The organism is Klebsiella sp. JN_Kp127, from assembly GCF_040062505.1.
In the GTDB taxonomy this organism is placed as follows: domain Bacteria; phylum Pseudomonadota; class Gammaproteobacteria; order Enterobacterales; family Enterobacteriaceae; genus Klebsiella; species Klebsiella quasipneumoniae.
Genome location: NZ_JBEAHS010000051.1, coordinates 156,302 through 181,614, shown reverse-complemented (window position 1 = coordinate 181,614; position 25,313 = coordinate 156,302). Strand labels below are relative to the sequence as shown.

The following is a 25,313-nucleotide window of genomic DNA, read 5'->3' as shown; positions in this document are numbered from 1 at the left end:
GCTTCGCTATCGCGCCTGCAGCCCTTGCTGCAGGCGGGCGTGCAGTTTCAGCATGTTCTCCGTGATCGCCCGCCAGACGTGGGCGGAAAAGTCCGCCGGCAGCGTTCGGCGGGCGCTTTCGATGGCCTGCGGCACGCGGTCGGCAAACTCGTCAAGGATCGCCAGCATCTGATCCCGGGGAAAGTTAACCGCTTTGGCGGTCGCCAGAAAATGACGCGGATAGATGGCGTTAATCTCCGTTTTCCGCCCTCGGGTGGCGTTGAGCCCCATCGACAGCTTCAGGTCGCGCAGATGCAGTCCCGTCCCACCCAGCACCGGAAATGCCGAAATAATGTCGTAGAACGGCGTGAGCCGGTAGCTGCCGCCGGGCAGCAAAAAGAGCGAGAAATTCTTCGCATGCCCGTCCGTTGCCCCGGTCAGCCACTGGAACACCATGAACTTCATAAAGTCATAGCGATCTTTCAGGGCTTCACTGGAGCCCAGCAGAAAGGTCATGATCGCGGCGATACCCGGCCCGCCGTCAGACTCGTATTTCATCGACGACGGGATGCCGAATGCCTGACACAGATCCTCCTGCGGCAGCCGCAGCAGCACGCGCCCCTCCTGCGCCCAGCGCCGGTCGAAGCGGGTCACCGCCAGCGCACGGATCCGCGGGGTGGTGATAATCTCCGCCTCCGGCACCGCCAGGCCCAACGCCCTGGCCAGCGCCAGGCACAGATATTCGTTATCCACGCTTTCACGCAGATCCAGCGTCGCATTGGGCTGTTTTATCTCGCCAATGGGCAGTTTAATGATATGGGTGGTCGGGGTGGTGCCCTGCGGAATACACCAGTGCTCGCCCATTCGCAGCAGCGCGGTTTTCTCCTGAGCGCCGGCTACCGAGATACGAAAATCGTCCTGGCCGGTCACCATCCCGAGCGGAATATCCGACTGGTAGGCGGTCAGCAACGCGGTCAGTTGCGCCTCATCCAGCGTCTGCCAGCGCAACGCTGCAAGATGCGCCTCTTCTCCCGGCGGCAGCAGAGTCACCGCCCCTACGCTATCCCGGCCGACCTCGGCCAGCAGATCGAACGGCTGTTTCGAGCGCGCCTGATAGCGCCTGACGATCCGGTCGCGGACCTGGGGGCTGTCGGGCAGCAGGTTATCAAAATAGTGATACACCGCGTCGGCGGTGATATTGCCATACTGCAGCGGCAGCGAGAGGGAGAGCGGCCTGGCGCGCGGGCTGCGCAGCCACTCGTCATCATAGCGGAAACTGTGCGCCCCGTTGGCCTGGCGGGTTAAGGTTCCCACGCGCACATTGTTCATCCAGGTGGTGAGCGTCGCCATTACCAGTCCAGATCCGTGGTGTTATCGGGGGCCGTCGCCGTCTCGGCCGGTTTGGCGTTCAGGGTCATCACCACCCCCAGCGACTGGAGGATCTTGAACAGGGTGGTCAAGGTGGTTTTGTCCGGGTGATTTTCAAAATTGGACAGCGTCGCCTGTTTAATGCCGATCCGGCTGGCCAGCGCCTCCTGAGTCCAGTGATTTTGCTGGCGCAGCAGTTTCAGGTAATTGGCCAGCTGAACGGGACTGTATATCTGCGGGGAATGCATCGCTTGTTCCTCACCATTGTTTATCCCCCTATCGGGATAAATCTTCTTTTATACCCTACAGGGGATAATGTCAAGGTTATCCCCTGATGGGGATAGGAGTATAATTATCCTTGTGTGGGGATAAAACAGAAAGAATGGTGGCCGGAGACACCTTTACATGCCCGGTGGCGGCTGCGCCTTACCGGGCCTACGGGCTGTCTCTCCCCGCTCCGTAACGATCCAGGCCGGGCAAGCGCAGCGCCGCCCGGCAATGGGCAGCCGGATTTAGCTGCCGCGGTAGGTCGACCACCCGCCCGGGGCTATCAGAAACGGCAGATGGAAATGGTCATCTGTCGCCTCGCCAATGACAAAATCAATCTGCGCCCGGGTAAAAACGCTCTCGCGCCCGACGCGGGCAAACCACGCCCCCGTTTCCGCGGTTAAGCAGTAGCGCCCCGCCGGCAGCGGCGCGGCGCTGAAGGTGACGATACGCCCCTGGGCGTTAGTCACCAGGTTCGCCAGCGTCTCGCCCTCCCGGCTCAGGCTGACCGTCACGCCTTCCGCCGGCGTGCCGGTGGAAATATCCAGAATATGGGTGCTCAGGGTACTCATTCGCCAATCGCTCCTTCCAGTCTTAACATCGTAATTTCCCGCAGCTGGGCAAGCGCCTCAGCCACTTCTTCGTCGGCGGTATGCTGCAGCCGGCGCGTCAGCGCCTGCAGCATCTCTTCGCCGCTGCGCCCTTTGGCGCGGATTAAAAACACCCGGCCAAAACGGGCCTCGTAGCGGGCATTCCCCTCCCGCAGGGCCTGCGCCAGCTTTTCATTATCGCTGTCCACCGCCGACTGCTCCTGGCGCGACATCGTCGCATGCGCCTGGCTGCCGGTCGGTTTTTCGCCGATCCGCGGATGGGCGCTGAGCGCCGCGTTCAGATCGTTCTCCCCCCAGTCGGCCATCGCTTCCCGGGCGACCTGCAGCAGCGCTTCACGGCAGGCGAAGGGTCGCAAGCTCACCAGCGTATCGCTCCAGGCCGGGATCGCCACGCAGGGGGCCAGCAGCGCCACTGCCTCATCATGACTCAGACGGTTAAACTGTCTCAGCGCGATCATCCTGACTCCTTATCGTTTTCGTCGCCGCCTGCTCCTGCGGCAGAACAAGGTTCAGCGCTATCGCCACCAGCCCACCGCTGGTGGCCGCCGAACCGAACAGATCGCCGACCATCGGCGGAAAATGGCTGAGAAACGCTGGCACCGACTCCACGCCAAGGCCCGCGCCAAACGCCAGACCAACGATCAGCACATCGCGTCGGGTGAGCGGGTTCTGGGTAATGATCCGGATCCCGGCCGCTACCACACAGCCAAACATCACCATCGTGGCGCCCCCCAGCACCGGCGCCGGGATCTGCCGCAGCAGTTCGCCCAACGGCGGGAACAGCCCAAGCAGGATCAGAATCACGCCAATGTAGCGCCCGACATAGCGGCTGGCCACCCCGGTCATCTGGATCACGCCGTTGTTCTGCGCGAAAGTCGTGTTCGGAAAGGCGCTGAGCATCGCGGCCACCATGCAGCTGACGCCGTCCGCCAGGATACCGCCCTTCAACCGGTTGCGGAAAGCGCGATCGTCAACAGACTGTTGCGAAATTAGCGAGTTGGCCGTCAGATCGCCCACCGCCTCCAGAATACAGACCAGCGACACCAGCGCCACCGGCAGAAAAATCGCGCTGTTAAACTGAAAGCCGAACGGAAACAGCGTCGGCAGGCGAAACAGGGTGTCGCCCAGGCTGTGAAGGTGGAACTGACCGCTCAGCCCTGCCGCCACACAGCCCACGGCAATGCCCACCACCACCGAGGAGAGCCGCAGCCAGCGGTTTTTGGCGCAGCTCAGCAGGACGATAACGCCCAGGGTACCCGCCCCGAGCGCGATATTGCTCATGCTGGCGAAATCCTGCGCCTTTTCGCCACCGCACCAGTTAATGACGCTGACCTTGATCAGGCTGATGCCGATCAGCGCAATCACGCTGCCGGTAATGATGGGGGTAAAGATTTTCTTCAGCGGTTCAATAAAGCGGCTGACAATCACCGGCACCAGGGCGGCGACAAAGTTAACGCCAAACAGCATCGCCATAATATCCTGTGGCCCGCCGCCCTGCGCTTTCACCCACATCCCTCCGGCTACCGCCACGCCAAGAAAGGCGAAGCTGGTGCCCTGCATGCAGATCATCCCGGCGCCAATGCCCCAGACCCGGTTGGACTGCAAAAAGGTACCGATACCCGAGGCCAGCAGCGACATACTGATGAGATACGGCAGCCAGTCGCCAAGTCCGAGGGTGGCGCCGATAATCAACGGCGGCGTGATGATCCCCACCAGACCCGCCAGCACATGCTGGAGGGCGCTAAAAAAGGCCGCAAGCGGTGGGATCCGCTGTTCAAGGCCGTAAAGCAGGCCGCTGTGATGTTCGTCAGACATGGTGTTATCCCGTAGCAAAGAGAAGTGCAAGAGCTTCTGCACAAAGCAGGCCAGAGACGACCAACGCGAACGAATAAATTTATTAATACTTTAAAATCATTTAGTTAAATCACTCCAGTCATGCCTCGCTCCCCACCGCTGCGGAACCAGAGTACTGAAACGATAGATTCTTAATGCAACATACAGAAACTTTTGATTCATAAAAAGGCAACCAATGCGTCACATTGCACCGATGTGGTGCGTCATGACCTATCGCTGTGCCTCAGGCCGGCGGTTTTCCTCCCTCCGGCGAACTGGTACGCAAATTGCTGTAGTCAGTCACAACATTGGGAGAAGGAGAAAAAAATGAAAGCAATCGTGATTGGCGCCGGCATCGGCGGCTTAAGTGCGGCAGTGGCGCTCAAACAGTCGGGGATCGACTGCGAAGTCTATGAAGCGGTGAAAGAGATCAAACCGGTCGGCGCGGCAATTTCCGTGTGGCCCAACGGCGTGAAGTGCATGGCCCACCTCGGTATGGGCGATATCATGGAAACCTTCGGCGGACCGCTGCGCCGCATGGCGTATCGCGATTTCCGCAGCGGCGAGAACATGACCCAGTTCAGCCTCGCGCCGCTGATCGAACGTACCGGCAGCCGCCCCTGCCCGGTCTCCCGCGCAGAGCTGCAGCGGGAAATGCTGGATTACTGGGGACGGGAAAGCGTGCAGTTCGGCAAACGCGTCACCCGCTGTGAAGAAAACGCCGACGGCGTGACGGTGTGGTTTACCGACGGCAGCAGCGCTAGCGGCGATCTGCTGATTGCCGCCGACGGCAGCCATTCCGCGCTGCGTCCGTGGGTGCTCGGCTTTACCCCGCAGCGCCGCTACGCCGGCTACGTCAACTGGAACGGTCTGGTGGAAATAGATGAAGCGCTGGCGCCCGGCGATCAGTGGACCACCTTTGTCGGCGAAGGCAAGCGCGTCTCGCTGATGCCGGTCTCCGCCGGCCGGTTCTACTTTTTCTTTGATGTGCCGCTGCCGGCGGGTCTGGCGGAGGATCGTGACACCCTGCGCGCTGACCTCAGCCGCTACTTTGCCGGCTGGGCGCCGCCGGTGCAGAAGCTGATCGCCGCCCTCGACCCGCAGACCACCAACCGTATTGAAATCCACGATATCGAACCATTCAGCCGCCTGGTGCGCGGTCGCGTCGCGCTGCTGGGCGACGCCGGACACAGCACCACCCCGGATATTGGCCAGGGGGGATGCGCGGCGATGGAAGATGCGGTGGTGCTGGGCGCCGTTTTCCGCCAGACCCGCGATATTGCGACCGCCCTGCGCGAGTATGAAGCCCAGCGCTGCGACCGGGTCCGCGATCTGGTACTGAAGGCGCGCAAGCGCTGCGATATCACCCACGGAAAGGATATGCAGCTCACCGAAGCCTGGTACCAGGAGCTGCGGGAGGAGACCGGCGAGCGGATTATCAACGGCATGTGCGATACCATCCTCAGCGGGCCGCTGGGCTGACGGTCGCCATGGATTCAATCACCGCGCTCAGCGTCTGAATGGCCATCTGCGCAGGACGCGATAGCTGACGAGAAGGCGCGGTGCACAGCGCCAGGGTCAGCGGCCGCAGCAGTGTACTGCGCAGCGGGATAAAGGCCAGCTGGCCGCGCTGAACCTCGTCCAGCACGTCGAGCAGGCTGAGGAGCGTCACGCCGCTGCCGCGCAGCACCAGCGACTTAATAAGCCGGATATCATTGCAGCTGATGGTATTCTCCGGCGCAAAGTCATGGTGGCGATAGAGAAGCGCCACCCGCTCATGAACGATCAGCGGCGCGCCGGGCACGATGTGCCGCTCGAGGCTGAGCTCGCCCAAAGACAGAGCCCTCGCCCCCGCCAGGGGGTGGTCCGGGCGCATCACAATCCCCACCTCCAGTTCGGCAAAGGCCAGCACGCTGAGTCCGGCCTGCCCCTGCGGATCGAGGATCAGACCGACGTCCAGATCCGCCTGACGCACTTTCTGGCTGACGGTGTGGCTGTCGGCCACCTGCAGATCCAGCTCCAGCCACGGCCAGCTGGCGATAATCTCCGCCAGCGCGGCGGCGAAGCCACCATCCGCCAGCGCCTGCACCATACCGACGCTAACGCTCCCGCGCTTCATCCCCTGCAGCTCATCAAATTTCTGCCGGGTCTGGCGAAACTCCTTCTGCCAGCGCAGCAGATTGTCATACAGCAGTTCGCCCGCGGTGGTCATCCGCAGTCCCTCCGGCAGCCGCTCGAACAGCGGTGTCCCGAAGGCCTCCTCGGCCTGCAGGATCTGGCGGTTAATCGCCGAGGCGGAGATATGCAGCTGCTCGGCGGCCCGGCGCAGACTGCCGCAGCGGGCCACGGCGATGAAATAGTGGGCGAAACGGGAAAATGGACTCATGGCGACCCTGTACTCTTTTTTGCAACAGCAGAGTGAATTAATGGTGATGGATGTGAACACCCTAATATGACAACAATAATCTCACAACAATAAAACAATCACCGATGTGAGCAGGAAGAGAAATCATGAAGACAACCATCCCCACGCCCCCCGCCCATTGCACCTTTGATCCAGAGGACTGGCTGCGGCTGGCCCGCTGCTGGCACCCGGTGGCCCGCGCCTGCGATATTGGCGGCGCCCCGGTGAAGGCCACCCTGCTGGACGAACAGCTGGTTATCTATCGCATTAAAGGTCAGGTGGTGGTCGCCCGCGACGTCTGCCCGCACCGCGGCGTCCCGCTGACCCTGGGGTTTCATGAAGAAGAAGGCATCGTCTGCCCCTATCATGGCCTGCGCTTTGGCGAGGATGGCCGCTGCAACCGCATCCCCTCCAGTCCGGGGCAACCCATTCCAGCCAAACTGCATCTCACCAGCTTCGCCGTGGAGGAGCGCTACGGGCTGATCTGGACCTGCCTGGCCTGCGATCCGGACAATCCGCCGCCGTTACCGACCATGCCGCACTGGGACGACGCCGGCTTTCAGCAAATCAACTGCCCGGCCTTCGAGGTGAAGGGCTTTGCCGGCCGCCAGGTCGAAGGCTTTCTCGATGTCGCCCACTTTGCGTGGATCCACACTGATACCTTTGCCGACCCGGACAATCAGCAGGTGCCGGACTACACCCCGCAGGAGACACCGTTCGGTTTTGTTGCCGACTACTGGAGCTCGGTGGGCAATTATCCGGCCAGCTCCGATTTCCGCGCGCCGGAAGGGTTCCAGTGGCTGCGTCACTTTGAAATGCATCTGCCCTTCACCGCCACGCTGACCATCCATTTCCCTGCCGATGCGAAGCTGGTGATCATGAACGCCGCCTCGCCGGCGTCGTCGCGCGTGACGCGGATGTTCGCCCCTATCGCCCGCAATTTTGACCTGCATGTGCCGGTAGAAGACGTTCATGCGTTCAACCTGCGGGTGTTTGAGGAGGATCGCCTGATGGTTGAGACCCAGCGCCCGGAGCGGCTGCCGCTGGATCTGACCCTGGAGGCGCATATTCCGGCAGACCGCAGCTCTATCGCCTACCGGCGCGGGCTGAAGAAGATGGGCTTTGGCGATTTCTTTCTGGTATGAGTGGAGGTCTTATGCGCGACATACTCCCGGTGGTGGTCGATGGCCTGTGGCGCCAGGGCGCGAAAAATCTGGCCGTTCGTCTGGTGAGCGCCGATGGGCAACCGCTGCCGGCGTGGACGCCCGGCGCCCATATCGACCTCCATCTCCCCTGCGGGCTGATCCGTCAGTATTCGCTGACCGGCAGCCCGGCCGGGCGGGATCACTATCTGCTCTGCGTCGCCCGCGAGGCGCAGTCGCGAGGCGGCTCCCGTTATATTCATGACACCCTGCGTCCGGGGCAGCCCTTGCTGATCTCTGCCCCGCGCAACCACTTTCCCCTGCGCGGTGGCGGCCACGTGGTGCTCCTCGCCGCCGGGATCGGCATTACGCCGCTGCTGGCGATGGCCTATGCCCGGGCGGCGTCCGGCGCCAGCTTTACGCTGCACTACTACGTCAGCCGCGCGCAGGAGGCCGCCTTCGCCACCGAGATCGCCAGCCAGCTCACCGGCGGAACCTGCCTGATCCACTGCTCTGCCGACGGACAGAGTCCGCGCCTGCGGCTGGCGCAGGATCTGGGCGCGCCGGACGCCGACACCCGGGTCTATTTCTGCGGACCGGCAGGGTTTATGAGCCAGGTGCGCGACACCGCGCTGGCTGCCGGCTGGGCGGAGGCGCAACTGCACAGCGAAGCGTTCCAGCCGCCCGCCCCGACGGCGGCCTCGGCGGCGGACGGAACCTTCACCATCACCCTCGCCTCCACCGGGGAGCGCTGGCCGGTACCGGGGGACAAAACCATCGCCCGGGTGCTGCAGGAGCATGGCGTCGACGTGCCGCTCTCCTGCGAGATGGGGATCTGCGGCGCCTGCCTGACGCCGGTGCGGGAGGGAACGGTCGACCACCGGGATACCGTGCAGTCGGAGGCGGAAAAACAGGCAGCGGAGCAGCATATTGCGCTGTGCTGCTCCCGCAGCCTGTCGGCCAATTTAGTTATCGATCTCGCGAGATAAGCGACCGGTCTCCGGCTGTTCGGCGCGGGCGACCGGTTTCACCCGCACGGCGGTGAAGACCACGACCATCGCGGTCAACAGCAGCACACCGCTGCCGGTGAAGACGCCGCTGGCGCCGTGCAGATCGAACACCGCCCCGCCGCCGGCGGCGCCGGCGCTGATGGCCAGCTGAATAGAGGCCACCAGCAGACCGCCCGCGCTTTCCGCCTCATCCGGCACGGTGGTGGCCAGCCAGGTGGACCAGGCCACCGGCACCAGACCGAAGGCAAACCCCCAGAGGGCGACCAGCAGCCCGTCGAGCACGCTCAGATGGCCAAACGTCACCATCAGCAGCGCCAGGACGCTCATCATCAGCGGCACCAGCGCCAGGGTCAGACGCAGGTTGCGGCTCAGCAGATAGCTCGCTACCGAGGTGCCGATAAAGTTAGCGATACCGAAACCGAGCAAAATCAGTGAAACGCCTTCAACGCTGGCCTGCGCGACGGTCTCAAGGAACGGCCGCAGGTAGGTGAAGAAGGCGAAATGGCCGCTGAAAATGAGGATCGACGCCAGCATGCCGCCCAGCATACCGGGACGGCGCAGCACCCTGAACAGCGTGGAGAAGGTGCCAACGCTTTCCGGGCGCATGGAGGGCAGCACCCACAGCTGCCAGAGCAGCGCCAGCAGGCTGGGTATCGCGCAGAGAATAAACACGTTGCGCCAGCCGATCAGCTCCCCGAGGTAGCTGCCGAGCGGCGCGGCCACCACTGTGGCGACAGACACCGCGGAAAAGATGATCGCCAGCGCCTTCGGCACATGGGCCGCCGGCACCAGACGCATCGCCGTGGCGGTGGACATCGCCCAGAAACCGCCGATGGCGATCCCCAGCAGCAGACGACCGAGCAGGAGAAACGCCAGCGAACCGGCAAAAGCGACCATCAGGCTGGAGACAATCTGCAGCACGGAAAAAAACATCAGCACCCAGCGGCGGTCGATATTGCGGGTGGCGGTGGCGATCAGCAGGCCGGTGACTAACGCCACCAGCGCCGTGGCGGTCACCGCCTGCCCGGCCATCCCTTCGCTGACGCCGAGGCTGCTGGCCATCGGCGTTAACAGGCTGGCGGGCAGAAACTCGGCCACGATCAGGCCGAACACCCCGAGGGCCAGGGCATAGACGGCTCGCCAGGCAGGCCTGACGGGTGTCAGGCTTGCGTCAGCAGCTATGCAGGAAGTCATATACATCTCTCCAGGTTTATTAACATCCTGGCCATCTTAGGGGCTTACCTCTGGACGATATATGATGCATACTCTTCAGTTATTGATTATTCGTCCGGAGTTACCATGAGCCAGCCTACAATCGACCTGACCAGCGAACTGCTGCGCGGTATGCGCCTCTCCGGCGTGAATTACCGGCGCATCGAAACTTCCCGCCCGTTTGGCGTCGGCTTTAGCGCCGTGGCGGGCAAAGCCCAGTTCCATTTCATCAGCCGCGGACCGGTGCTGCTGCGCATGGCCAGCGGAGAACAGTTCACCCTGGAGAGCGGCGACGCGCTGTTTATTCCTAACGGCGACGGACACGCCCTGCTCTCCGATCCGCAGGCCGCGGTGGTGAATGTGGCGCAACTGAACAGCGAAACGGTGTGCAGCACGGTAAGTTGCATCAACGCTGGCGGCCAGCCTGACTGCCCGGAGCGCGCCGTGATTTTCAGCGGTTGCATGGACTTTGAGCTCGGCGGCATGCAGCCGCTGGTGAAGGCCATGCCCGAGGTGATGCGGGTGAGTTGCCTGCTCCACACCTGGCCGGAGATCCAGCCGCTGCTGGCCGCAATGGAGCGGGAATCGCTCACCCGCCAGGCGGGCTATGCCGGGATCCTCGCCCGGCTGGCGGACGTGGTGGCCGCGCTGATTGTCCGCGGCTGGGTGGCATGCGGGTGCGGTAACGCCACCGGCTGGGTGCAGGTCCTGCGCGATCCCCGGCTGGCGAAAGCGATCTATGCCATGCATCAGCGTCCGGGCGTGAACTGGAAAGTGGAAGATCTGGCGCGGGAGGCGGGGCTGTCGCGCTCTCTCTTCGCCGAGCGTTTTCTTGCCGCCACCGGCACCACCCCCGCCCGCTATCTGGCCGAGCTGCGTATGCGGCTGGCGGTGCAGTACATCACCCACGAAGGCCAGGCGCTGGAGAAGGTGGCCTTCCGCCTCGGGTATCAGTCGCTGGCGGCCTTCAGCCGGGCTTTCAAACGCATCACCGGCCAGCCGCCGGGGGCCCTGCGCGCCACGGCACGCTAGAGTCAGCCTTTATATAAAGCGATACACGCCGTTGCCAACGCGAAAGCGTTGCCCCTTAAGCGCCGGGTTGGCGACGCGAAACACCAGTTCGGTCAGCTGGTTGGCGGCTCCTTCGCGGAAAGTAAACCACTGGCCGCCCACGTCCAGCCCCTGCTCCCCCTGTGGCGGGAAGCCCAGCAGCGCCTGCCAGCGATCGCGCACCGCCTGCGGATTGTCCACCTCGAACACCGCCTGCTCGAGTACAATGTCGCCCAGCGGATGAGGCACGTCCAGCCCCTGGGCGCGCAGCCGCGCCAGCCGGGACTCGTCGTCTTCTCCCCACTGCAGCACAAAAGGATAGACCAGCCCGTCGGTGTCGCCATCGATGGTGAAGATCCGCCAGCGGATGACATTGCCCTGCGGATCGTGGCGCTGGCCATCGACGATCGGTGACACCGCCAGCCCCTTGCGCCGCAAGTGGTCATGGGTGGCGTCGATGTCGTCGCTGCGCAGCGCGACGCGAAACAGCGCTTCGTTCTCCGGCAGCAACCGCGCGGCATCCCGCGAGAGCAGAAACCTGTCCGTCGCGGCGCGCAGTTCGTCCGGGTCGGAAATGGCGAGGAATTCGATATAGGTCAGACCAAAATAGCTCAGCGCATTGCGGGTTCCCCACCCCGGATGGCGCCCGCCGGCCACCGCCCGCAGCTGCTGTCCGGCAAAGGTTTCAATCGCCGCTTCCGGCTGATTCACAAACTGTACTGCGTGGTCCCACTGCAAGGTTGCCATGATCTCTCCCGCGGTTGTGCCTGTTCAGGCGTCTGCGGCAAAAGATAGTGCCGGGGTGAAGGGAATGGCAAACAAGAATTAAGTATATCGAAAGCTGGATACGTGATTTATATCAACGCGGTATATGGAGTCTGACAGGCGATGAAACGGCGGACTAACGAATGGCCCGCCGGCGGGATCAGACCGACCCTTCTTTCTCAATCACCAGAATACGCGCCGCCCCCTGGGGATGAGCGACATGCTCGCATCCCACCTCGGCGTAGAAGATATCGCCGGCGTTCAGCACGATCACCTGCTCCTCGCCGTTGACTTTCACATGCATCGCCACCTGACCATCCATGACGGCAAACACCTCCTGACCGTCGTTGATGTGCCAGATATAGGGTTGGTCGGTCCAGTGCAGGCGCACGGTGGTGCCGGAAAAATTGGCGATATCCAGCGCGCCCCACGCGCGGTCGGCGGTGAAATCTTTACTGCTCCAGCTCTGCATAATGATGTCCTGTGGTAAGGGTTATTTTTTCTGCCAGTTTGCCCATGGATCCGCTTTCTCTGCCGGCGCATCGTCGTAGAGCGAAGCCAGATACATCGCCTCCACCTCTTTACGCGCCCACGGCGTCCGGCGGAGAAATTTCAGGCTGGACTTGATGCTGGGATCGCTTTTAAAGCAGTTAATGTTGACCTGGCGGGCCATTTCCGCCCAGCCGTAGCGCGCGACCAGGGCATTGAGCAGCGCTTCCAGCGTCACGCCGTGCAGGGGATCTTTTGAACTGTGCATGAGGATACATCCGTTCCGCATTAAAAAAGTGCGCCCACCTTACTGACTCTCGATGACGGGCGCAACGGCTTCAGTTCGCCCTTACGCCTTTATCTATTTAACGCAAAAGCACTGAACCCCGCGCGAACATAAATTAGAAAATAACGTTATTGGTTGATTATCTGGCCCTGAGGCAAGCTGTGCTCAGCCCCGAACAGAGGAAATCACCATGCGCTGCTGTTGTGCCCGAACCCTGAACCTGAATCGACCCATAACATATTATCCCGTTTTCGGAGAACACCATGAACGCGACAACCCTGCCGATTCTCGATCTGGCCCGCTACGCGGACCCCGCGGATAAAGCGGCCTTCCTGGCCGACCTGCGCCACGCCGCCCGCGACATCGGCTTCTTTTATCTGATCAACCACGGTGTCGACGACGCGCTTCAATATGAAGTTCAGCGCCAGGCCCAACGCTTTTTTGCCCTCGATGAGGCGCAAAAACAGCAGGTGGCGATGATCCACTCCCCCCATTTTCGCGGCTATAACCGCGCGGCCTCTGAGCTGACGCGCGGCCAGCCTGACTGGCGAGAGCAGTTTGATATCGGCGCCGAACGTCCGGCGCTGACCCTCAGCGATGACGCCCCGCGCTGGCAGCGCCTGCAGGGTCCGAATCTGTGGCCTGCCGCCCTGCCGTCGCTTAAACCGGTATTACTTCACTGGCAACAGCAGATGACCCAGGTGGGGATCCGCTTGCTGCGCGCCTTTGCCGAAGCGCTGCAGCTCCCGGAGAATGCCTTTGACCGACTCTATGGCGACAAACCCAACGAGCATATCAAACTGATCCGCTATCCCGGCCAGCAGGAGACGCAAAGCAGCCAGGGCGTCGGCGCCCATAAAGATTCCGGTTTTCTCAGCTTCCTGCTGCAGGACGAACAGAAAGGGCTGCAGGTTGAGGTGGCGCCCGGGCAGTGGATCGACGCTGTGCCGCTGGCCGGCAGCTTTGTGGTCAATATTGGCGAACTGCTGGAGCTGGCCACCAACGGCTATCTGCGCGCTACCGTTCACCGGGTGGTGTCGCCGCCGGCGCAGCAGCAGCGCCTCTCCATCGCTTTTTTCCTTGGCGCCCAGCTTGACGCGGTGGTGCCGGTTTATACCCTGCCGCCCGAGCTGGCGCGTGAGGCGCGCGGTCCGGACAGCGACCCGCACAATCCGCTGCTGCGCGATGTCGGCTGGAATTATCTCAAGGGCCGTCTGCGTTCCCATCCGGACGTGGCGGAACGCTACTATCAGGACGTGTTTCGCGAACGCGCCGAGCAATTGATCGTTTAACCATAACTAAAAAGGAACACACCATGAAATATGCCGCTTTTAAACTGGCAGGGGTCGCACTGTCTCTTTCTCTGGCATGGACGTCTGCCCAGGCCGCCGCGCTGCGCGTCGCCGCGGACCCGGTTCCCCACGCGGAGATCCTCAACTACATCAAAAAAATCGATCCCAGCCTCGATCTGAAGGTGGTGGAGCTGACCAGCGGGGTCAACGCCAATGAACTGCTGGCCAGTGGCGACGTGGATGCCAACTACTTCCAGCATGTTCCCTACCTGAAGGATCAGGAAAAAGCGCTGGGTAAAACCTTTGCCGTCGCGGCCACCGTGCACATTGAGCCGCTGGGGATCTACTCGCATAAACATAAAAATTTCTCGTCGCTGCCGGACAACGCCACGGTGGCGGTGCCGAATAACACCACCAACCTGAGCCGTGCGCTGTTCCTGCTGCAGGCGCAGAAGCTTATCAAGCTGGACCCTAAATTTACCGACCCGGCCACCACTCTGGCGACGCCGAAGGATATTGTCGAGAACCCGAAACACCTGAAGATCCTGGAGATTGAATCGCCGCAGATCCCGCGCTCCCTCGACGATGTCGACCTGGCGGTGATTAACGGTAACTACGCCCTCGAAGCCGGGCTGGTGCCGGCGAAAGACGCTCTGGGGCTGGAAAGCGCCGAGCATAACCCCTACGCCAATATCCTGGTGACCACCCCAGCCCTGGCCAATGACCCGCGCATTAAGGCGCTGGCGAAAGACCTGACGTCGCCGCAGGTGGCGGAGTTTATCCGTAAAAACTACAACGGCTCGGTGATCCCGGTGGCCCCTCAGTCATGATAACCATCGAAGGGCTGAGCAAAACCTACGCCGGAACCGGCCGACCGGCGCTGAACGATATCGCGTTACAGATCCCGAAAGGGGCGATATACGGCATTCTCGGGCGCAGCGGCGCCGGCAAAAGTACGCTCATCCGCTGTCTCAATTTGCTGGAGCGGCCCACCTCGGGCCGCATTCTGGTGAACGGACAGGATATTACACAGCTGAACAAGGCGGCGCTGCGGGATTATCGCCTGCGTACCGGGATGATTTTCCAGCACTTCAATCTGCTGCATGCCCGCACCGTCGCCGACAACATCGCGGTGCCGCTGGAGATAGCCGGGGTGCCGCGGGCCGTTCGCGAAGCGCGGGTGCGCGAACTGCTGGAGCTGGTGGATCTCAGCGACAAGGCCGCCGCCTTCCCGTCTCAGCTTTCCGGCGGGCAAAAACAGCGCGTCGGCATCGCCCGGGCGCTGGCCGCCCGACCGGAGGTGCTGCTGTGCGATGAGGCGACCAGCGCGCTGGATCCCGAGACCACCGCCTCGGTGCTGGCTCTGCTGGCGGATATAAACCAGCGGCTCAATCTGACCATTGTGCTGATAACGCACCAGCTGGAGGTGGTGAAAACCATTTGTGACCACGCGGCGCTGCTGGAACAGGGCGAAATTGTCGAAAGCGGCAAACTCGCCGACCTGCTGGTGACCCCGTGGTCGCGGCTGCGTCAGTCGCTGCTGCACGACCCGCAGGCTGAACAGGATTTTCTTACCCGTCACGGCGTTCAGGGGAGGCCATTATGCGGAGTAGCATGAGCTGGGAAGATTTGTGGCCGTTATTACTCGACGGCACGCTGGATACGCTCTATATGGTGGGCCTGGCGGCCCTGTTTACCGTACTGATCGGGCTGCCCACCGGTGTGTTGTTATTTATTTCCCGCGCCAACGGCCTCGCGCCGATGCCGAAACTGAACGCGCTGCTGGGGGCGGTGATCAACATCGGCAGATCGTTACCGTTTATCGTGCTGCTGATCGCGCTGATCCCTTTTACCCGCCTGATCGTCGGCACCACGCTGGGCAGCACCGCCGCTATCGTGCCGGTGACCATCGGCGCCTTTCCGTTCTTTGCCCGCCTGACGGAAAACGCGCTCGACGAGGTGGATTACGGGAGAATCGAAGCCATTCTGTCGATGGGCGGCAACGTCTGGCACGTGATTTTTAAATCTCTGCTGCCGGAAGCCCTGCCGACGCTGCTGGCCGGGATTACGCTGACCATCGTGATGCTGATTGGCTTTTCGTCGATGGCCGGGGTGATCGGCGGCGGCGGACTCGGCGACCTCGCCATCCGCTACGGCTATCAGCGGTTCAATAATGAGGTGATGTTTGGCACGGTGCTGATCCTGGTGGCGATGGTTCAGGGCGTACAAATGGCCGGCGATCGGCTGGTGCGCCGCCTGGCACACCGCCGCTAACCGTCAGACATTAATTCCAGCCGCACTCTGCCGCCAGCTGGCGGACCAGACTGGCGGCGTCACACTCGCGGATCAACCCCACACCCTGCCCGGCCCAGTGCGCGCCATACTCATGGACGCCCTGGGCTTTCGCGGCGGCGGCCAGCGCTTTGCCGATATCATATGCCAGCGGATAATCCGGCACAGCGCTCGCCGGACAGGCTTCCCCCACTGCGCAGAAGGTATTCGCCAGACAACGTGCCGGACGCCCGGATATCGCTGAGGTCAGTACCGTACGCCCGTCAATGCTGTTAGCGATCGCCGCGCGGTAGCCGGCGTCGGCGGCCGATTCCGGACAGAGTAAAAACGCCGTGCCGAGCTGAGCGCCCTGCGCCCCCAGCTGCATCACGCTGGCGATCCCCGCGCCGTCCATGATGCCCCCGGCGGCGACCACCGGGATGGTCAGCCGACGCCGCAGATGTTGCACCAGAGTAAAGGTGCTCATCTGCGCATCTGGCTCCTGCGGGTCGAAGATCCCCCGGTGCCCGCCCGCCTCAAAGCCCTGAGCGACCACCACGTCAATCCCCTGCTGCTCAATGACCTGCGCCTCCTTAAGCGACGTCGCCGTGGCCAGAGTGACGATCCCCTGCTGTCGCAGGCGCTGGATCGCCTCGCGCTCAGGAAGGCCGAAATGAAAGCTCACCACCGCGGGTGAGAGATCGAGAAGCAGCTCCAGCATGGCGGTGTGGCCGATAAACGTCTGGTATATCTCCCTAAGCGACGCCGGAGGGAGACTGCCAAAGCGGGTAAAATGGGGGCGCAGCGTCTCAGCCCAGTCCGCCTCCCGTCGGGCGTCGCGCCGGGGCGGCGCATGGCAAAACAGATTGACATTGAACGGCCGGTCCGTCAGCTGGCGGGTGGCGACGATCATCGCTTCCGCCTGGGCAACGGTTGAAGCGCCCAGCCCCAGCGAACCCAGCGCCCCGGCATGACTCACCGCGGCAGCCAGCGCGGGGGTGGAGACGCCCGCCATCGGGGCCTGGATCAGGGGGTAGTCAATATCAAGAAGCGAAAGCAGTGAATTTTGCATGGGTTCCTCGTACATGAGCGATGCCGGAGGCTTACCATCTCTTTTAAAGATGATAAGATCAACATCATTATCATATTGAGAATAAAAATATGAACCACAGCACACTGCAGATTTTTATCCAAGTGGCCGACATGCAAAGCGTCACTCTGGCAGCAAAACGACTTGGCCGCGCCCAGTCCAATATCACCACCCGTATTCAGCAACTGGAGGAGGAGCTTGCCGTGGAACTCTTTGTCCGCGGCAACAAAAAAATGGTGCTGTCGCCGGCAGGCGTTCAGTTTCTCAGCTATGCCAGTCGGATCCTGAGCCTGGCGGAAGAGGCAAAGCAGAGCCTGCATCCAACCACGCCCGGCGGCAGCCTGCGGCTGGGCGCGATGGAGGCGACCGCCGCCAGCCGTCTGCCGCCGCTGCTCACCCGCTTCCAACAGCGGTGCCCGCAGGTGGATGTCACGCTCAGCACCCGGCCGACCCGCCAGTTAACCGAGGGGGTATTAACCGCCGCCCTTGATGCCGCGCTGGTCTGCCTGCCGCCAGGGACGGATGGCCAACCGGCATGCCCGCCAGGCCTGGGATCTGTCCCGGTGTTTCAGGAAACCCTGATGCTGGTCCGTCCGCAGAGCGCTGGCCCGCTGCGGTTCGCGGCATTTGCCAGCGGCTGCAGCTATCGGGCGCTGGGAGAGCGCTGGCTGGCGGAACAACAGGCGGCCGTCGAGGTGCATGAGGTGAGCTCCTATCACAGCATGCTGGCCTGCGTGGCCTCCGGGCGCTACGCCTGCCTGTTGCCGCAGAGCGTGCTGGCGCTGATGACGCTTCCCGAAAACAGCTTAAGCGAACCGCTGTGCGAGGCGACCACCCAGCTTATCTGGCGCCAGGGGTTCAGCACCTCCGCCCTCAGCGAGTGGCGCATCCTGTTGCAAAGCGCCGCGAACGGCTAAGCTAAAAGAGGAAACCGCGACGCACTCGCCGGAGGCGAACCTGAGCTCTTACCGACAAACGCAGAGGCGTTTTGCCGCTACAGTATCCACCCGAGCGACAAAATCGTTTTCGCCAGGTCGCGGCCATGATGCCGCTTTTTTGCCGGGTGGCGGCTGCGCCTGACCCGGCCTACTGGCGGCGCTTAGCCGGCTAAGGGCGCCTCCGCTCCTTAGGCCCGCGCAAGCGCAGCGCCGCCGGGCGACGGGTCGCGGCCATGATGTCGCTTTTTGCCGGGTGGCGGCCGCGCCTGACCCGGCCTACGCCTTTTGGGAGTCATTATGTCGTTCTGCCACATGCGCATCGCCAGACCGGTCAGCGAACTGGAGAGCACCGCCAGCATGTATTGCGCCGGGCTGGGGCTGCAGCAACTTGGGAGCTTTACCGATCATGAAGGATTCAGCGGGATGATGATCGGTTCGCCGGATGCCAGCTGGCATCTGGAATTCACCCACTGCCGCCACCATCCCGTTACCCCCTCGCCAGGAGATGAAGATCTGCTGGTGCTGTACTATCCGCAGCCTGAGGCCTGGAAGGCACAATGCAGCGCCATGGACGCCGCCGGGTTTCTGCGCGTCACGGCATTCAACCCCTACTGGGAGGTCAACGGCGTCACTTTCGTCGACCGCGACGGCTATCGCACCGTGCTGCAAAACCGCGCCTGGGGGGAAGTGCGAAACGTTTCACATCACGAGGAGCCTCAATAACCTCCCTGAGGTGACCCGCACCGCGCCCGGCGGGGGCGTTAAGCCTGTTCCGCCCGCAGCCACGGCGTCACGGTAAGCCCGGCCAGCAGACCTTCCGGACTGAGCAGACGGGTGACGGTCTGCCCCCACGGCTCGTCGCGCGCGGCAACAAGGAGGTGGTACCCCTGCTGCTGCAGCCGCGCCGTCGCCGCGGCAAGGTCGCGGACCTCAAATTCAATCCACGCCTGCGGCACCGGCTCCGTCTCCGGCCACTGCTCCTGACCAAAACAGGACTGCGCCGCCTGCGCCAGCGGCCACAGCGCAAAATGCTTCACCCCGCCGATGGCATCCTGCTCGCTGAGCAGATACGCCTCGTTACCCGGCATCGGCTTCAGCGGCAATCCCAATGCCTGACAATAGAAATCACGGCTTTGCGCGGTGCTTTGGGTAATAGGGCCGAAGCCCGCAATGAACATAACGTCAATATCGGCGAATTCCTGGGACATATTCTCTCCTCAAGGCGGCGGCAAGATACCGTCATCATGCCCCGAAGCCGGCGTCAGCGGCAACACCGTTAATGACGGCGGCGAGGCCATCGATCACGGATAAAACGCCCTCGCCACTCGCCAGCCTCTTCGCGGCGCGTTATGCTAAACATCCCTATGTATTAACCCTTTATCCCTATGAGCACTTCCGTCAGCACCACGCAACTTAATCTGCGCATCATTTCGATCGTTGTTTTTACCTGTATCTGTTATCTCTCTATTGGTCTGCCGCTGGCCGTTCTGCCGGGTTATATTCACTATCAGCTGGGCTACAGCACCTTTGTCGCCGGGATCGTGATCAGCCTGCAGTACATCTCGACGCTGATAAGCCGGCCGCACGCCGGGCGCTACACCGATATCTGGGGCCCGAAAAAAGTGGTTAGCCTCGGGATCGTCTGCTGTCTGCTCAGCGGTGCCTTCACGCTGCTGGCGGTAATGTTGCAGGCGATGCCGATGCTGGCGATTGCCGCGCTGTTGGCGGGCCGGGTGTTTCTTGGCGTCGGCGAAAGCTTTACCGCCACCGGCGCCACGCTATGGGGGATCAAAACCGTCGGCGCGATCCATACGTCGCGGGTGATCTCCTGGAACGGCGTGGCAACCTATGTGGCGATGGCGGTCGGCGCGCCGCTGGGGGTCACCCTTAACCAGTATTTCGGCATCAGCGGCTTTGCCACGGTGGTGGTGCTGGTCGCCGCCATCGGACTGCTGTTCGCCCGCACGCGGCAGGACGTCAGCGTGACCGCCGGCGTCAGAGCGCCCTTTCACGCGGTGGTGCGCAAAATCTGGCCTTATGGGCTGGGGCTGGCCTTTGGCACCGTCGGTTTCGGCGTTATTGCCACCTTTATCACCCTCTACTTTGCCGCGCACAGCTGGCAGGGCGCCGCGTTTACCCTCTCGCTGTTCAGCGTCGGCTTTATCTGTGTTCGCCTGGTGCTGGGGAACACCATCACTCGCTATGGCGGGGTCCCGGTATCCCTGGCCTGCTTCGTCATCGAATGTCTCGGCCTGCTGCTTATCTGGCTGGCGCCGTCGGCCTGGGTGGCGGGGATCGGCGCCTTTCTCACCGGCTCGGGTTTTTCGCTGGTCTTCCCGGCGTTGGGGGTTGAGGCGGTAAAACAGGTGGAAGAGCAAAACCAGGGGACCGCCCTTGGCACCTACTCGGCGTTCCTTGATCTCGCGCTGGGGCTGACCGGGCCGCTGGCCGGCTGGGTCGCCGGGTACTACGATCTCGCCACCCTGTATCTGCTGGCGGCAATCGTCGTAGTGTTCGCTTTCCTGCTGATTTTACGCGTATATCTGCAACAGCGGGCCGCGGTCAGGACGTAGCCAGGCCTGGCTCGCGGAACGCCGCGGGCCGCCGACACCGGCAAAAAACGAATCGGCAATTGACGACGATTCGGCTTCCGTGCCAACATCCCCTTCAGCGTCTGGCGACAGATGCAAGGACGGTGGCGGAAAACAACAGAGATCGCGCAACGATCCGGCCCGCCGCCGTAGTCCAATCCGAATCACTGACCCACACGGTGAATTCCTGATTCTGGCGGGAAACACAGACATGCACCAAAGTTTTAATCAGCGCGTTCATTTCTATTACTGCGTCCTGGTCGCGCTGAAGATGCACGGAAAGTCGAAAAAGTCGGGCGGTATCAGAGGAAAGAACAACTTTCTGCTGAAATGGCTGCGCCGGGCGCAGGATAACAACATTTTCCCTCCCGATATCACCAGTGAAATCGAATGGCTGCGCGGGAAGATTATTCAGGCCGGCTACGATACCGATCTCGAGCCGATGCTGGATTTTGTTTACGCCACCGCCAGCCGCGCCGAAGCGCTCAAGAACGCCGAATAAGCCACTGCGCCCGCTGCGGGCGCAGATGCTGCCCAATCCGCTTACTCCCTGACAATGTGCCCATTACGCACGGGATAGCCTGCTGAGGTTATTTTATCGGTGACACTGTCACGCAAGGCAGATGCTGCAGTGGATCATTTCCCCCTGACAGGCGGCCCCGGGCGTTCTATGCTTTGCCCTGTCTCCCTTACACAGGACAACGCCCGATGGCCGACTGGAACCCCACGCTGTATCTGCAGTTTGACGCTGAGCGCACCCGCCCGGCGGCTGACCTGCTTTCCCGTATCGCTCACCTGCAGGTCGAGAGCGTCGTTGACCTTGGCTGCGGGCCGGCCAACAGTACCCGCCTGCTGCGTGCCGCCTGGCCGCTGGCGGCGATCGTCGGTATCGATAACTCCCCGGCCATGCTGGACCAGGCGACGCAGGCCTTACCTGACTGTGAGTTTATCGAGGCCGATATCGCCAGCTGGCGGCCTGCGCAACCGCCAGACGTGATCTATGCCAACGCCTCGCTGCAGTGGCTGGCGGATCATGAGACGCTGTTTCCGCATCTGGTGAACCAGCTGACGGAGAACGGTACGCTGGCGGTGCAGATGCCGGATAACTGGCAGGAGCCCTCCCATACTCTGATGCGTCAGGTCGCCAGCGAGCTGGGATTACCGGACCGTGGTCGCCAGCCCTTGCTTCCGCCGGACGCCTGGTACGATCTGCTCACCCGTCAGGGCTGTGAAGTTGATATCTGGCGCACCACCTATTTTCATCCGCTCGCTTCCCATCAGGCGATCGTCGACTGGCTGCAGGGCACCGGACTGCGACCTTATCTGACGGGCCTCGATGAACCGGCCAGGAGCGCCTTTCTGACCCGCTATTTGGCATTGCTGGCCGACCACTATCCGTTACAGTGTAACGGAATGGTGCTTCTGCGCTTCCCGCGTCTGTTTATCGTGGTGCGAAAAAGAGCCGCCTGACGGTTGGCCTGAGCAAGTCGTAAAACATAACCAACACAAAAATAAGAGCGGGCCAGCTGACCATCCTGATTTTCAGGATTAACTATCCTGAACATTGCGATATTCAACATATTCCTCAGAGTGCGACAGTGACGACCACTTCAACCTGTAACGGGAATCACTATGCATACCCCCCCTGTCGATCGCCACACGCTGGCAGCCATTGCGCCAAAACTGGCCGAACTGACCGAAACGGTGCTGTTTGGCGATATCTGGGCGCGCAGCGAGCTGTCGCTCCGCGAACGCAGCTTAATCACCCTCTCCGCCCTGACGGCGCTGGGCAAAACGGAGCAACTGCCCTGGCATATCGCCTACGGCTATCAAAATGGCCTGAGCCAGGAGGAGATGGTCGAAATGTTTACCCACCTGGCGTTTTACGCCGGCTGGCCGGCGGCGGCCAGCGCCCTGACCTGCCTGAACGCGCAGGAGGCGCCATGCCTCTGACGCGTATTTCGCTTGGCGCGGCCTGGCGCCCCGCGGAGTTTGCTCAACTGTCGGCGCTATTCCATGAATGCCTGGTGGCGGAGTTTGACGTGCCGCCGGCGGACAAATTTCAGTTTATCGAGCAGACCGCCGACGGACAGCGCATTTACGACCCGCATTATCTCAGCGGCGGGCGCAGCGCCCGCTTCGTGCTGTTTCATATTTTCGCCGGGAAGCCGCGCCGCCGGGCGCAGAAACAGGGGCTCTACCGTCGGCTGTGCGCGCGGTTAGCCGATGAGATGGCGGTCAGCCCGCAGGACGTGATGGTGGTGATCCAGTTTAACCAGCTGGAGGACTGGAGTTTCAGCGCCGGCATAATGGCGGGTGAATAAGACAGGCGGCGCCTGCAGGGCGCCGCGATTCAGGCTATTTTGTTGCTACCAGGCGAGATGATGCACCAGTGACAGATCCCAGGCCGTCGCCAAGAGCGAAAGAAACATTATCAGATTGACCACTGTTTCGAGACGTTTTTCCATCGTTGCTTCTCCTGAGCCTGTTTCCCCTGTTATAGCGGGAAAAGCTTAACAACATCTTATCGCTTCAGGAGTCGAGGGTGATCCTGTAGCGCACATAATCGTCAGCCGGGGTGAATTCATCATACAGGTGGCGGGCGGGATTATCACGGCGAGTATGCCAGTACAGACGTGACCAGCCTTTCTCAGCCCCTTCGGTTTGCAGCGACTTAATCAGCGTTCTGGCAATGCCTTGTCCGCGGAAGGCAGGATCGACGAACAGATCCTCCAGATAGCAGATCGGCGTGGTAACCCAGGTGCCTTCGTGCAGAATGCAGATAGCGAACCCCACCACGGTATCATCCACCACCGCGACTCTGCCCAGCACGGATGAGTTCACCTCCAGCATCCGCTGCCAGGTGTATTCGGTCACCTCTTCCGGCTGCGGGCTGCCGTAGAAGCGGGTATAGCCTTCCCAGAGCTGAAGCCATTCGGCTTTGTCATGCGGCCGAACTTCCCGGATATCGATGACCATGCGAGTTTCCTTACAGATGAATGAATTAGCCTGCGAACATTGGCAGGAAATATGTGATATGTGTTAAGGCCATTATTTTCCTGCGCAGGTATTTGTTCAAGCGGCTTAACCACAATTCTCCCCCTGCGCAGGGCGATTTGGCACTAAAAAGCCTTTTGCAGCGAGGCTGCCGACCGGCTAAATCTGGTTAATAAAAAAGTATGTTGTAACTAATTCGATTGCGATTAAACCCGGCCGCAGCCGGGTGAATAGACTCCGCTATCAGCAGAGCGGCCTGACGGCGTCGCGCATACCGCGGGTCAGGATAGCGTCAAGGTCAGCGGCGACCTGCTCCACCAGGCCGGGGATCTGGCTGAGATCCTGCTCCCAGTGGGACTCCACGCTGAGCACAGCGGACACCAGCTCGCGGTTGCATATCTGGCCGTCACGATGGCGCGCCCAGAGCGTCTGGTAGCGCGTCAACCATTCCGCATCATCCTGTACCGGATAGCTTGTCCCCTCCCGCTCTCCCCGGTAGAAGGCGATCAGCGCCGCCAGGGCGAAGGTCAGGCGCGGCGGCAGCGCGCCATGCGCCTTCTGCCCTGCCAGCAGCTGCGGCAGAATACGGGTGCGGTATTTGGTCATGCCGTTGAGAGCGATCGAGAGCAGCTGATGTTTGATATAGGGATTACGGAAGCGCCCGGTCACGGCGCTGGCGAATGACACCAGCTCATCGCGCGGCAGATCCAGCACCGGAATTATCTCGTCATAAATCGCCTTTTCGACAAACGCGCAAATTTCCGCATCGTTCATCGCCTCGCCGACGGTGTCGATCCCGGCCTGGAAGGCCACCGGCACCAGGGCGGTGTGCGCCCCGTTGAGGATCGCCACTTTGCGCTCTTTATAGGGCTTGATATCGTCCACGATGCGCACATTGAGCGGCAGCTTATCGAGTCGCAGCTCGCTGGCTAATGAGGCGGGCCCCTGAATAACGAACAGATAAAAGTGCTCGGCAGTATCGAGGAAAGCGTCCTGATAGCCGGTTTGCGCCTCCAGAGCCGCCACTTCATCGCGCGGGTAGCCGGTCACTATGCGATCCACCAGCGTGGAACAGAAGGTATTTGCCGACGTCAGCCAGTTGATAAAGGCCTGCGGCAGCTGCCACTCGGAGGCATAGCGCAGCACCAGCGTCTGCAATGCCTCGCCGTTATAATCGATCAGTTCGCAGGGGATGATCACCCATCCCTTATCGGCTGCGCCGGCAAAATGCTGGTAGCGTTCAAACAGCAGGCGGGTCAGTTTTGCCGGATAGCTTACCGGCGGCGCGTCATCAAACCGATCCCCGGCATGGTAGCTGATGCCCGCCTCAGTGGTATTGGAAAAGACAAACCGCATCTGGGGGTTATGCGCCAGACGTAAAAAAGCGTCGTAGTCAGCGTAAGCGCTGATTTCCCGATTGACCGAGCGGATCAGCCGCGCGTCGCTCACCGCTTCGCCCTGCTCGTTGAGACCGCGAATGATGGTGGTATAGAGGCCGTCCTGGGTATTCAGGGAGGGGGGGAAATCGGTGGCGATAGGACGTACGACCACGATGCCAGCATTCAGGTCGGTATGCGTGTTGAGCAGGTCAATCTGCCAGTCAACGAATGCGCGCAGGAAGTTACCTTCTCCAAACTGGATGATACGGTCAGGGTACTGCGCGCCGGGGAAATCACGACGGTTTAACGTTTTCACAATGGGTTCCCTCTAAGAGTAGT

29 protein-coding genes are annotated in these 25,313 nt (G+C 61.8%); 15 read left to right on the top strand and 14 right to left on the bottom strand.

The window, feature by feature from the left end; all coding sequences use genetic code 11:
* Nucleotides 1-6: 6 nt before the first annotated feature.
* The 5 genes from ABLV04_RS20030 to ABLV04_RS20010 form a co-directional block, all read right to left on the bottom strand.
* Nucleotides 7-1,329: a type II toxin-antitoxin system HipA family toxin gene (locus ABLV04_RS20030; RefSeq protein WP_044523012.1), complete on the bottom strand. Its 1,323-nt coding sequence runs from the start codon at nucleotides 1,327-1,329 to the stop codon at nucleotides 7-9.
* Entirely contained in the window at nucleotides 1,329-1,595 is a 267-nt protein-coding gene (gene hipB, locus ABLV04_RS20025; RefSeq protein WP_023289667.1) for a type II toxin-antitoxin system antitoxin HipB, read from the bottom strand. The genes ABLV04_RS20030 and hipB overlap by 1 nt, the downstream gene beginning before the upstream one ends.
* A 264-nt stretch (nucleotides 1,596-1,859) precedes the next feature.
* Nucleotides 1,860-2,186, bottom strand: a complete 327-nt coding sequence (gene uraH / locus ABLV04_RS20020) for a hydroxyisourate hydrolase (RefSeq protein WP_180265941.1) — start codon at nucleotides 2,184-2,186, stop codon at nucleotides 1,860-1,862.
* Complete coding sequence (gene uraD / locus ABLV04_RS20015; protein ID WP_032452825.1) at nucleotides 2,183-2,683, bottom strand: 2-oxo-4-hydroxy-4-carboxy-5-ureidoimidazoline decarboxylase; 501 nt, start codon at nucleotides 2,681-2,683, stop codon at nucleotides 2,183-2,185. Before uraD ends, uraH begins: the two co-directional genes overlap by 4 nt.
* A complete protein-coding gene (locus tag ABLV04_RS20010) occupies nucleotides 2,661-4,040 on the bottom strand; it encodes a nucleobase:cation symporter-2 family protein (RefSeq protein WP_348816114.1) in 1,380 nt (459 codons plus the stop codon). Before ABLV04_RS20010 ends, uraD begins: the two co-directional genes overlap by 23 nt.
* A gap of 345 nt (nucleotides 4,041-4,385) precedes the next feature.
* Here ABLV04_RS20010 and hpxO point away from each other — a divergent pair, with 345 nt between their 5' ends.
* Complete coding sequence (gene hpxO / locus ABLV04_RS20005; RefSeq protein WP_023289663.1) at nucleotides 4,386-5,540, top strand: FAD-dependent urate hydroxylase HpxO; 1,155 nt, start codon at nucleotides 4,386-4,388, stop codon at nucleotides 5,538-5,540.
* Here the strand turns inward: hpxO and hpxR are convergent.
* Nucleotides 5,521-6,444: a LysR family hpxDE operon transcriptional regulator HpxR gene (hpxR, locus tag ABLV04_RS20000; protein ID WP_180265942.1), complete on the bottom strand. Its 924-nt coding sequence runs from the start codon at nucleotides 6,442-6,444 to the stop codon at nucleotides 5,521-5,523. The genes hpxO and hpxR overlap by 20 nt on opposite strands.
* Before the next feature lie 125 nt (nucleotides 6,445-6,569).
* Here hpxR and hpxD point away from each other — a divergent pair, with 125 nt between their 5' ends.
* On the top strand, nucleotides 6,570-7,607 hold the full coding sequence (gene hpxD / locus ABLV04_RS19995) for a molybdenum cofactor-independent xanthine hydroxylase subunit HpxD (protein ID WP_180265943.1): 1,038 nt from the start codon (nucleotides 6,570-6,572) through the stop codon (nucleotides 7,605-7,607).
* A gap of 11 nt (nucleotides 7,608-7,618) precedes the next feature.
* A complete protein-coding gene (gene hpxE, locus ABLV04_RS19990) occupies nucleotides 7,619-8,593 on the top strand; it encodes a molybdenum cofactor-independent xanthine hydroxylase subunit HpxE (RefSeq protein WP_180263397.1) in 975 nt (324 codons plus the stop codon).
* Here hpxE and ABLV04_RS19985 read toward each other — a convergent pair.
* The gene (locus ABLV04_RS19985; RefSeq protein ID WP_180263396.1) at nucleotides 8,570-9,808 is read right to left on the bottom strand and encodes an MFS transporter; all 1,239 of its coding nucleotides are present in this window, start codon (nucleotides 9,806-9,808) and stop codon (nucleotides 8,570-8,572) included. The genes hpxE and ABLV04_RS19985 overlap by 24 nt on opposite strands.
* A gap of 105 nt (nucleotides 9,809-9,913) precedes the next feature.
* On the opposite strand from ABLV04_RS19985, the gene ABLV04_RS19980 reads away from it, so the two are divergent.
* Nucleotides 9,914-10,858: an AraC family transcriptional regulator gene (locus tag ABLV04_RS19980; protein WP_117128835.1), complete on the top strand. Its 945-nt coding sequence runs from the start codon at nucleotides 9,914-9,916 to the stop codon at nucleotides 10,856-10,858.
* A gap of 9 nt (nucleotides 10,859-10,867) precedes the next feature.
* On the opposite strand, the gene ABLV04_RS19975 is transcribed toward ABLV04_RS19980, so the two are convergent.
* The 3 genes from ABLV04_RS19975 to ABLV04_RS19965 all read right to left on the bottom strand — a co-directional run bounded on the left by ABLV04_RS19975 (nucleotide 10,868) and on the right by ABLV04_RS19965 (nucleotide 12,398).
* On the bottom strand, nucleotides 10,868-11,623 hold the full coding sequence (locus tag ABLV04_RS19975) for a VOC family protein (protein WP_180265944.1): 756 nt from the start codon (nucleotides 11,621-11,623) through the stop codon (nucleotides 10,868-10,870).
* A gap of 178 nt (nucleotides 11,624-11,801) precedes the next feature.
* Complete coding sequence (locus tag ABLV04_RS19970) at nucleotides 11,802-12,113, bottom strand: cupin domain-containing protein (protein ID WP_023289656.1); 312 nt, start codon at nucleotides 12,111-12,113, stop codon at nucleotides 11,802-11,804.
* A 21-nt stretch (nucleotides 12,114-12,134) separates the two neighbouring features.
* Nucleotides 12,135-12,398, bottom strand: coding sequence for a VF530 family protein (locus ABLV04_RS19965; RefSeq protein ID WP_180265945.1), 264 nt, complete (start codon nucleotides 12,396-12,398; stop codon nucleotides 12,135-12,137).
* Nucleotides 12,399-12,679: 281 nt separating this feature from the next.
* Here ABLV04_RS19965 and ABLV04_RS19960 point away from each other — a divergent pair, with 281 nt between their 5' ends.
* From ABLV04_RS19960 to ABLV04_RS19945, 4 genes are read left to right on the top strand one after another with little or no spacing between them, the layout of a single operon-like run.
* Nucleotides 12,680-13,708, top strand: coding sequence for an isopenicillin N synthase family oxygenase (locus ABLV04_RS19960; protein WP_117128834.1), 1,029 nt, complete (start codon nucleotides 12,680-12,682; stop codon nucleotides 13,706-13,708).
* Between the two features lie 23 nt (nucleotides 13,709-13,731).
* On the top strand, nucleotides 13,732-14,538 hold the full coding sequence (locus ABLV04_RS19955; RefSeq protein ID WP_032452814.1) for a MetQ/NlpA family ABC transporter substrate-binding protein: 807 nt from the start codon (nucleotides 13,732-13,734) through the stop codon (nucleotides 14,536-14,538).
* On the top strand, nucleotides 14,535-15,326 hold the full coding sequence (locus tag ABLV04_RS19950) for a methionine ABC transporter ATP-binding protein (RefSeq protein ID WP_180265946.1): 792 nt from the start codon (nucleotides 14,535-14,537) through the stop codon (nucleotides 15,324-15,326). The genes ABLV04_RS19955 and ABLV04_RS19950 overlap by 4 nt, the downstream gene beginning before the upstream one ends.
* On the top strand, nucleotides 15,323-15,982 hold the full coding sequence (locus tag ABLV04_RS19945; protein ID WP_021440109.1) for a methionine ABC transporter permease: 660 nt from the start codon (nucleotides 15,323-15,325) through the stop codon (nucleotides 15,980-15,982). Before ABLV04_RS19950 ends, ABLV04_RS19945 begins: the two co-directional genes overlap by 4 nt.
* A gap of 10 nt (nucleotides 15,983-15,992) precedes the next feature.
* Here the strand turns inward: ABLV04_RS19945 and ABLV04_RS19940 are convergent, their stop codons facing one another.
* Complete coding sequence (locus ABLV04_RS19940) at nucleotides 15,993-17,066, bottom strand: nitronate monooxygenase (RefSeq protein ID WP_077263836.1); 1,074 nt, start codon at nucleotides 17,064-17,066, stop codon at nucleotides 15,993-15,995.
* Nucleotides 17,067-17,140: 74 nt separating this feature from the next.
* Here ABLV04_RS19940 and ABLV04_RS19935 point away from each other — a divergent pair, with 74 nt between their 5' ends.
* A complete protein-coding gene (locus ABLV04_RS19935; protein ID WP_101989746.1) occupies nucleotides 17,141-17,986 on the top strand; it encodes a LysR substrate-binding domain-containing protein in 846 nt (281 codons plus the stop codon).
* Nucleotides 17,987-18,304: 318 nt separating this feature from the next.
* A complete protein-coding gene (locus ABLV04_RS19930) occupies nucleotides 18,305-18,730 on the top strand; it encodes a VOC family protein (protein WP_032452805.1) in 426 nt (141 codons plus the stop codon).
* Between the two features lie 38 nt (nucleotides 18,731-18,768).
* Here the strand turns inward: ABLV04_RS19930 and ABLV04_RS19925 are convergent, their stop codons facing one another.
* Complete coding sequence (locus tag ABLV04_RS19925; protein WP_023289647.1) at nucleotides 18,769-19,215, bottom strand: VOC family protein; 447 nt, start codon at nucleotides 19,213-19,215, stop codon at nucleotides 18,769-18,771.
* A 177-nt stretch (nucleotides 19,216-19,392) separates the two neighbouring features.
* On the opposite strand from ABLV04_RS19925, the gene ABLV04_RS19920 reads away from it, so the two are divergent.
* The 5 genes from ABLV04_RS19920 to ABLV04_RS19900 all read left to right on the top strand — a co-directional run bounded on the left by ABLV04_RS19920 (nucleotide 19,393) and on the right by ABLV04_RS19900 (nucleotide 22,922).
* Nucleotides 19,393-20,580, top strand: a complete 1,188-nt coding sequence (locus ABLV04_RS19920; protein ID WP_023289646.1) for an MFS transporter — start codon at nucleotides 19,393-19,395, stop codon at nucleotides 20,578-20,580.
* Nucleotides 20,581-20,809: 229 nt separating this feature from the next.
* Complete coding sequence (locus ABLV04_RS19915) at nucleotides 20,810-21,100, top strand: hypothetical protein (RefSeq protein WP_008804940.1); 291 nt, start codon at nucleotides 20,810-20,812, stop codon at nucleotides 21,098-21,100.
* A gap of 206 nt (nucleotides 21,101-21,306) precedes the next feature.
* Complete coding sequence (gene tam / locus ABLV04_RS19910) at nucleotides 21,307-22,068, top strand: trans-aconitate 2-methyltransferase (RefSeq protein ID WP_180265947.1); 762 nt, start codon at nucleotides 21,307-21,309, stop codon at nucleotides 22,066-22,068.
* A 162-nt stretch (nucleotides 22,069-22,230) separates the two neighbouring features.
* Entirely contained in the window at nucleotides 22,231-22,551 is a 321-nt protein-coding gene (locus tag ABLV04_RS19905) for a carboxymuconolactone decarboxylase family protein (RefSeq protein WP_023289644.1), read from the top strand.
* A complete protein-coding gene (locus tag ABLV04_RS19900; protein ID WP_023289643.1) occupies nucleotides 22,542-22,922 on the top strand; it encodes a tautomerase family protein in 381 nt (126 codons plus the stop codon). Before ABLV04_RS19905 ends, ABLV04_RS19900 begins: the two co-directional genes overlap by 10 nt.
* 208 nt (nucleotides 22,923-23,130) lie before the next feature.
* On the opposite strand, the gene ABLV04_RS19895 is transcribed toward ABLV04_RS19900, so the two are convergent.
* On the bottom strand, nucleotides 23,131-23,577 hold the full coding sequence (locus tag ABLV04_RS19895) for a GNAT family N-acetyltransferase (RefSeq protein WP_180265948.1): 447 nt from the start codon (nucleotides 23,575-23,577) through the stop codon (nucleotides 23,131-23,133).
* 261 nt (nucleotides 23,578-23,838) lie between these two features.
* Nucleotides 23,839-25,290 carry a tagaturonate reductase gene (locus ABLV04_RS19890; RefSeq protein WP_348816106.1) on the bottom strand — a complete coding sequence of 484 codons (1,452 nt, stop codon included), beginning with the start codon at nucleotides 25,288-25,290 and terminating at the stop codon, nucleotides 23,839-23,841.
* Nucleotides 25,291-25,313: the final 23 nt, after the last annotated feature.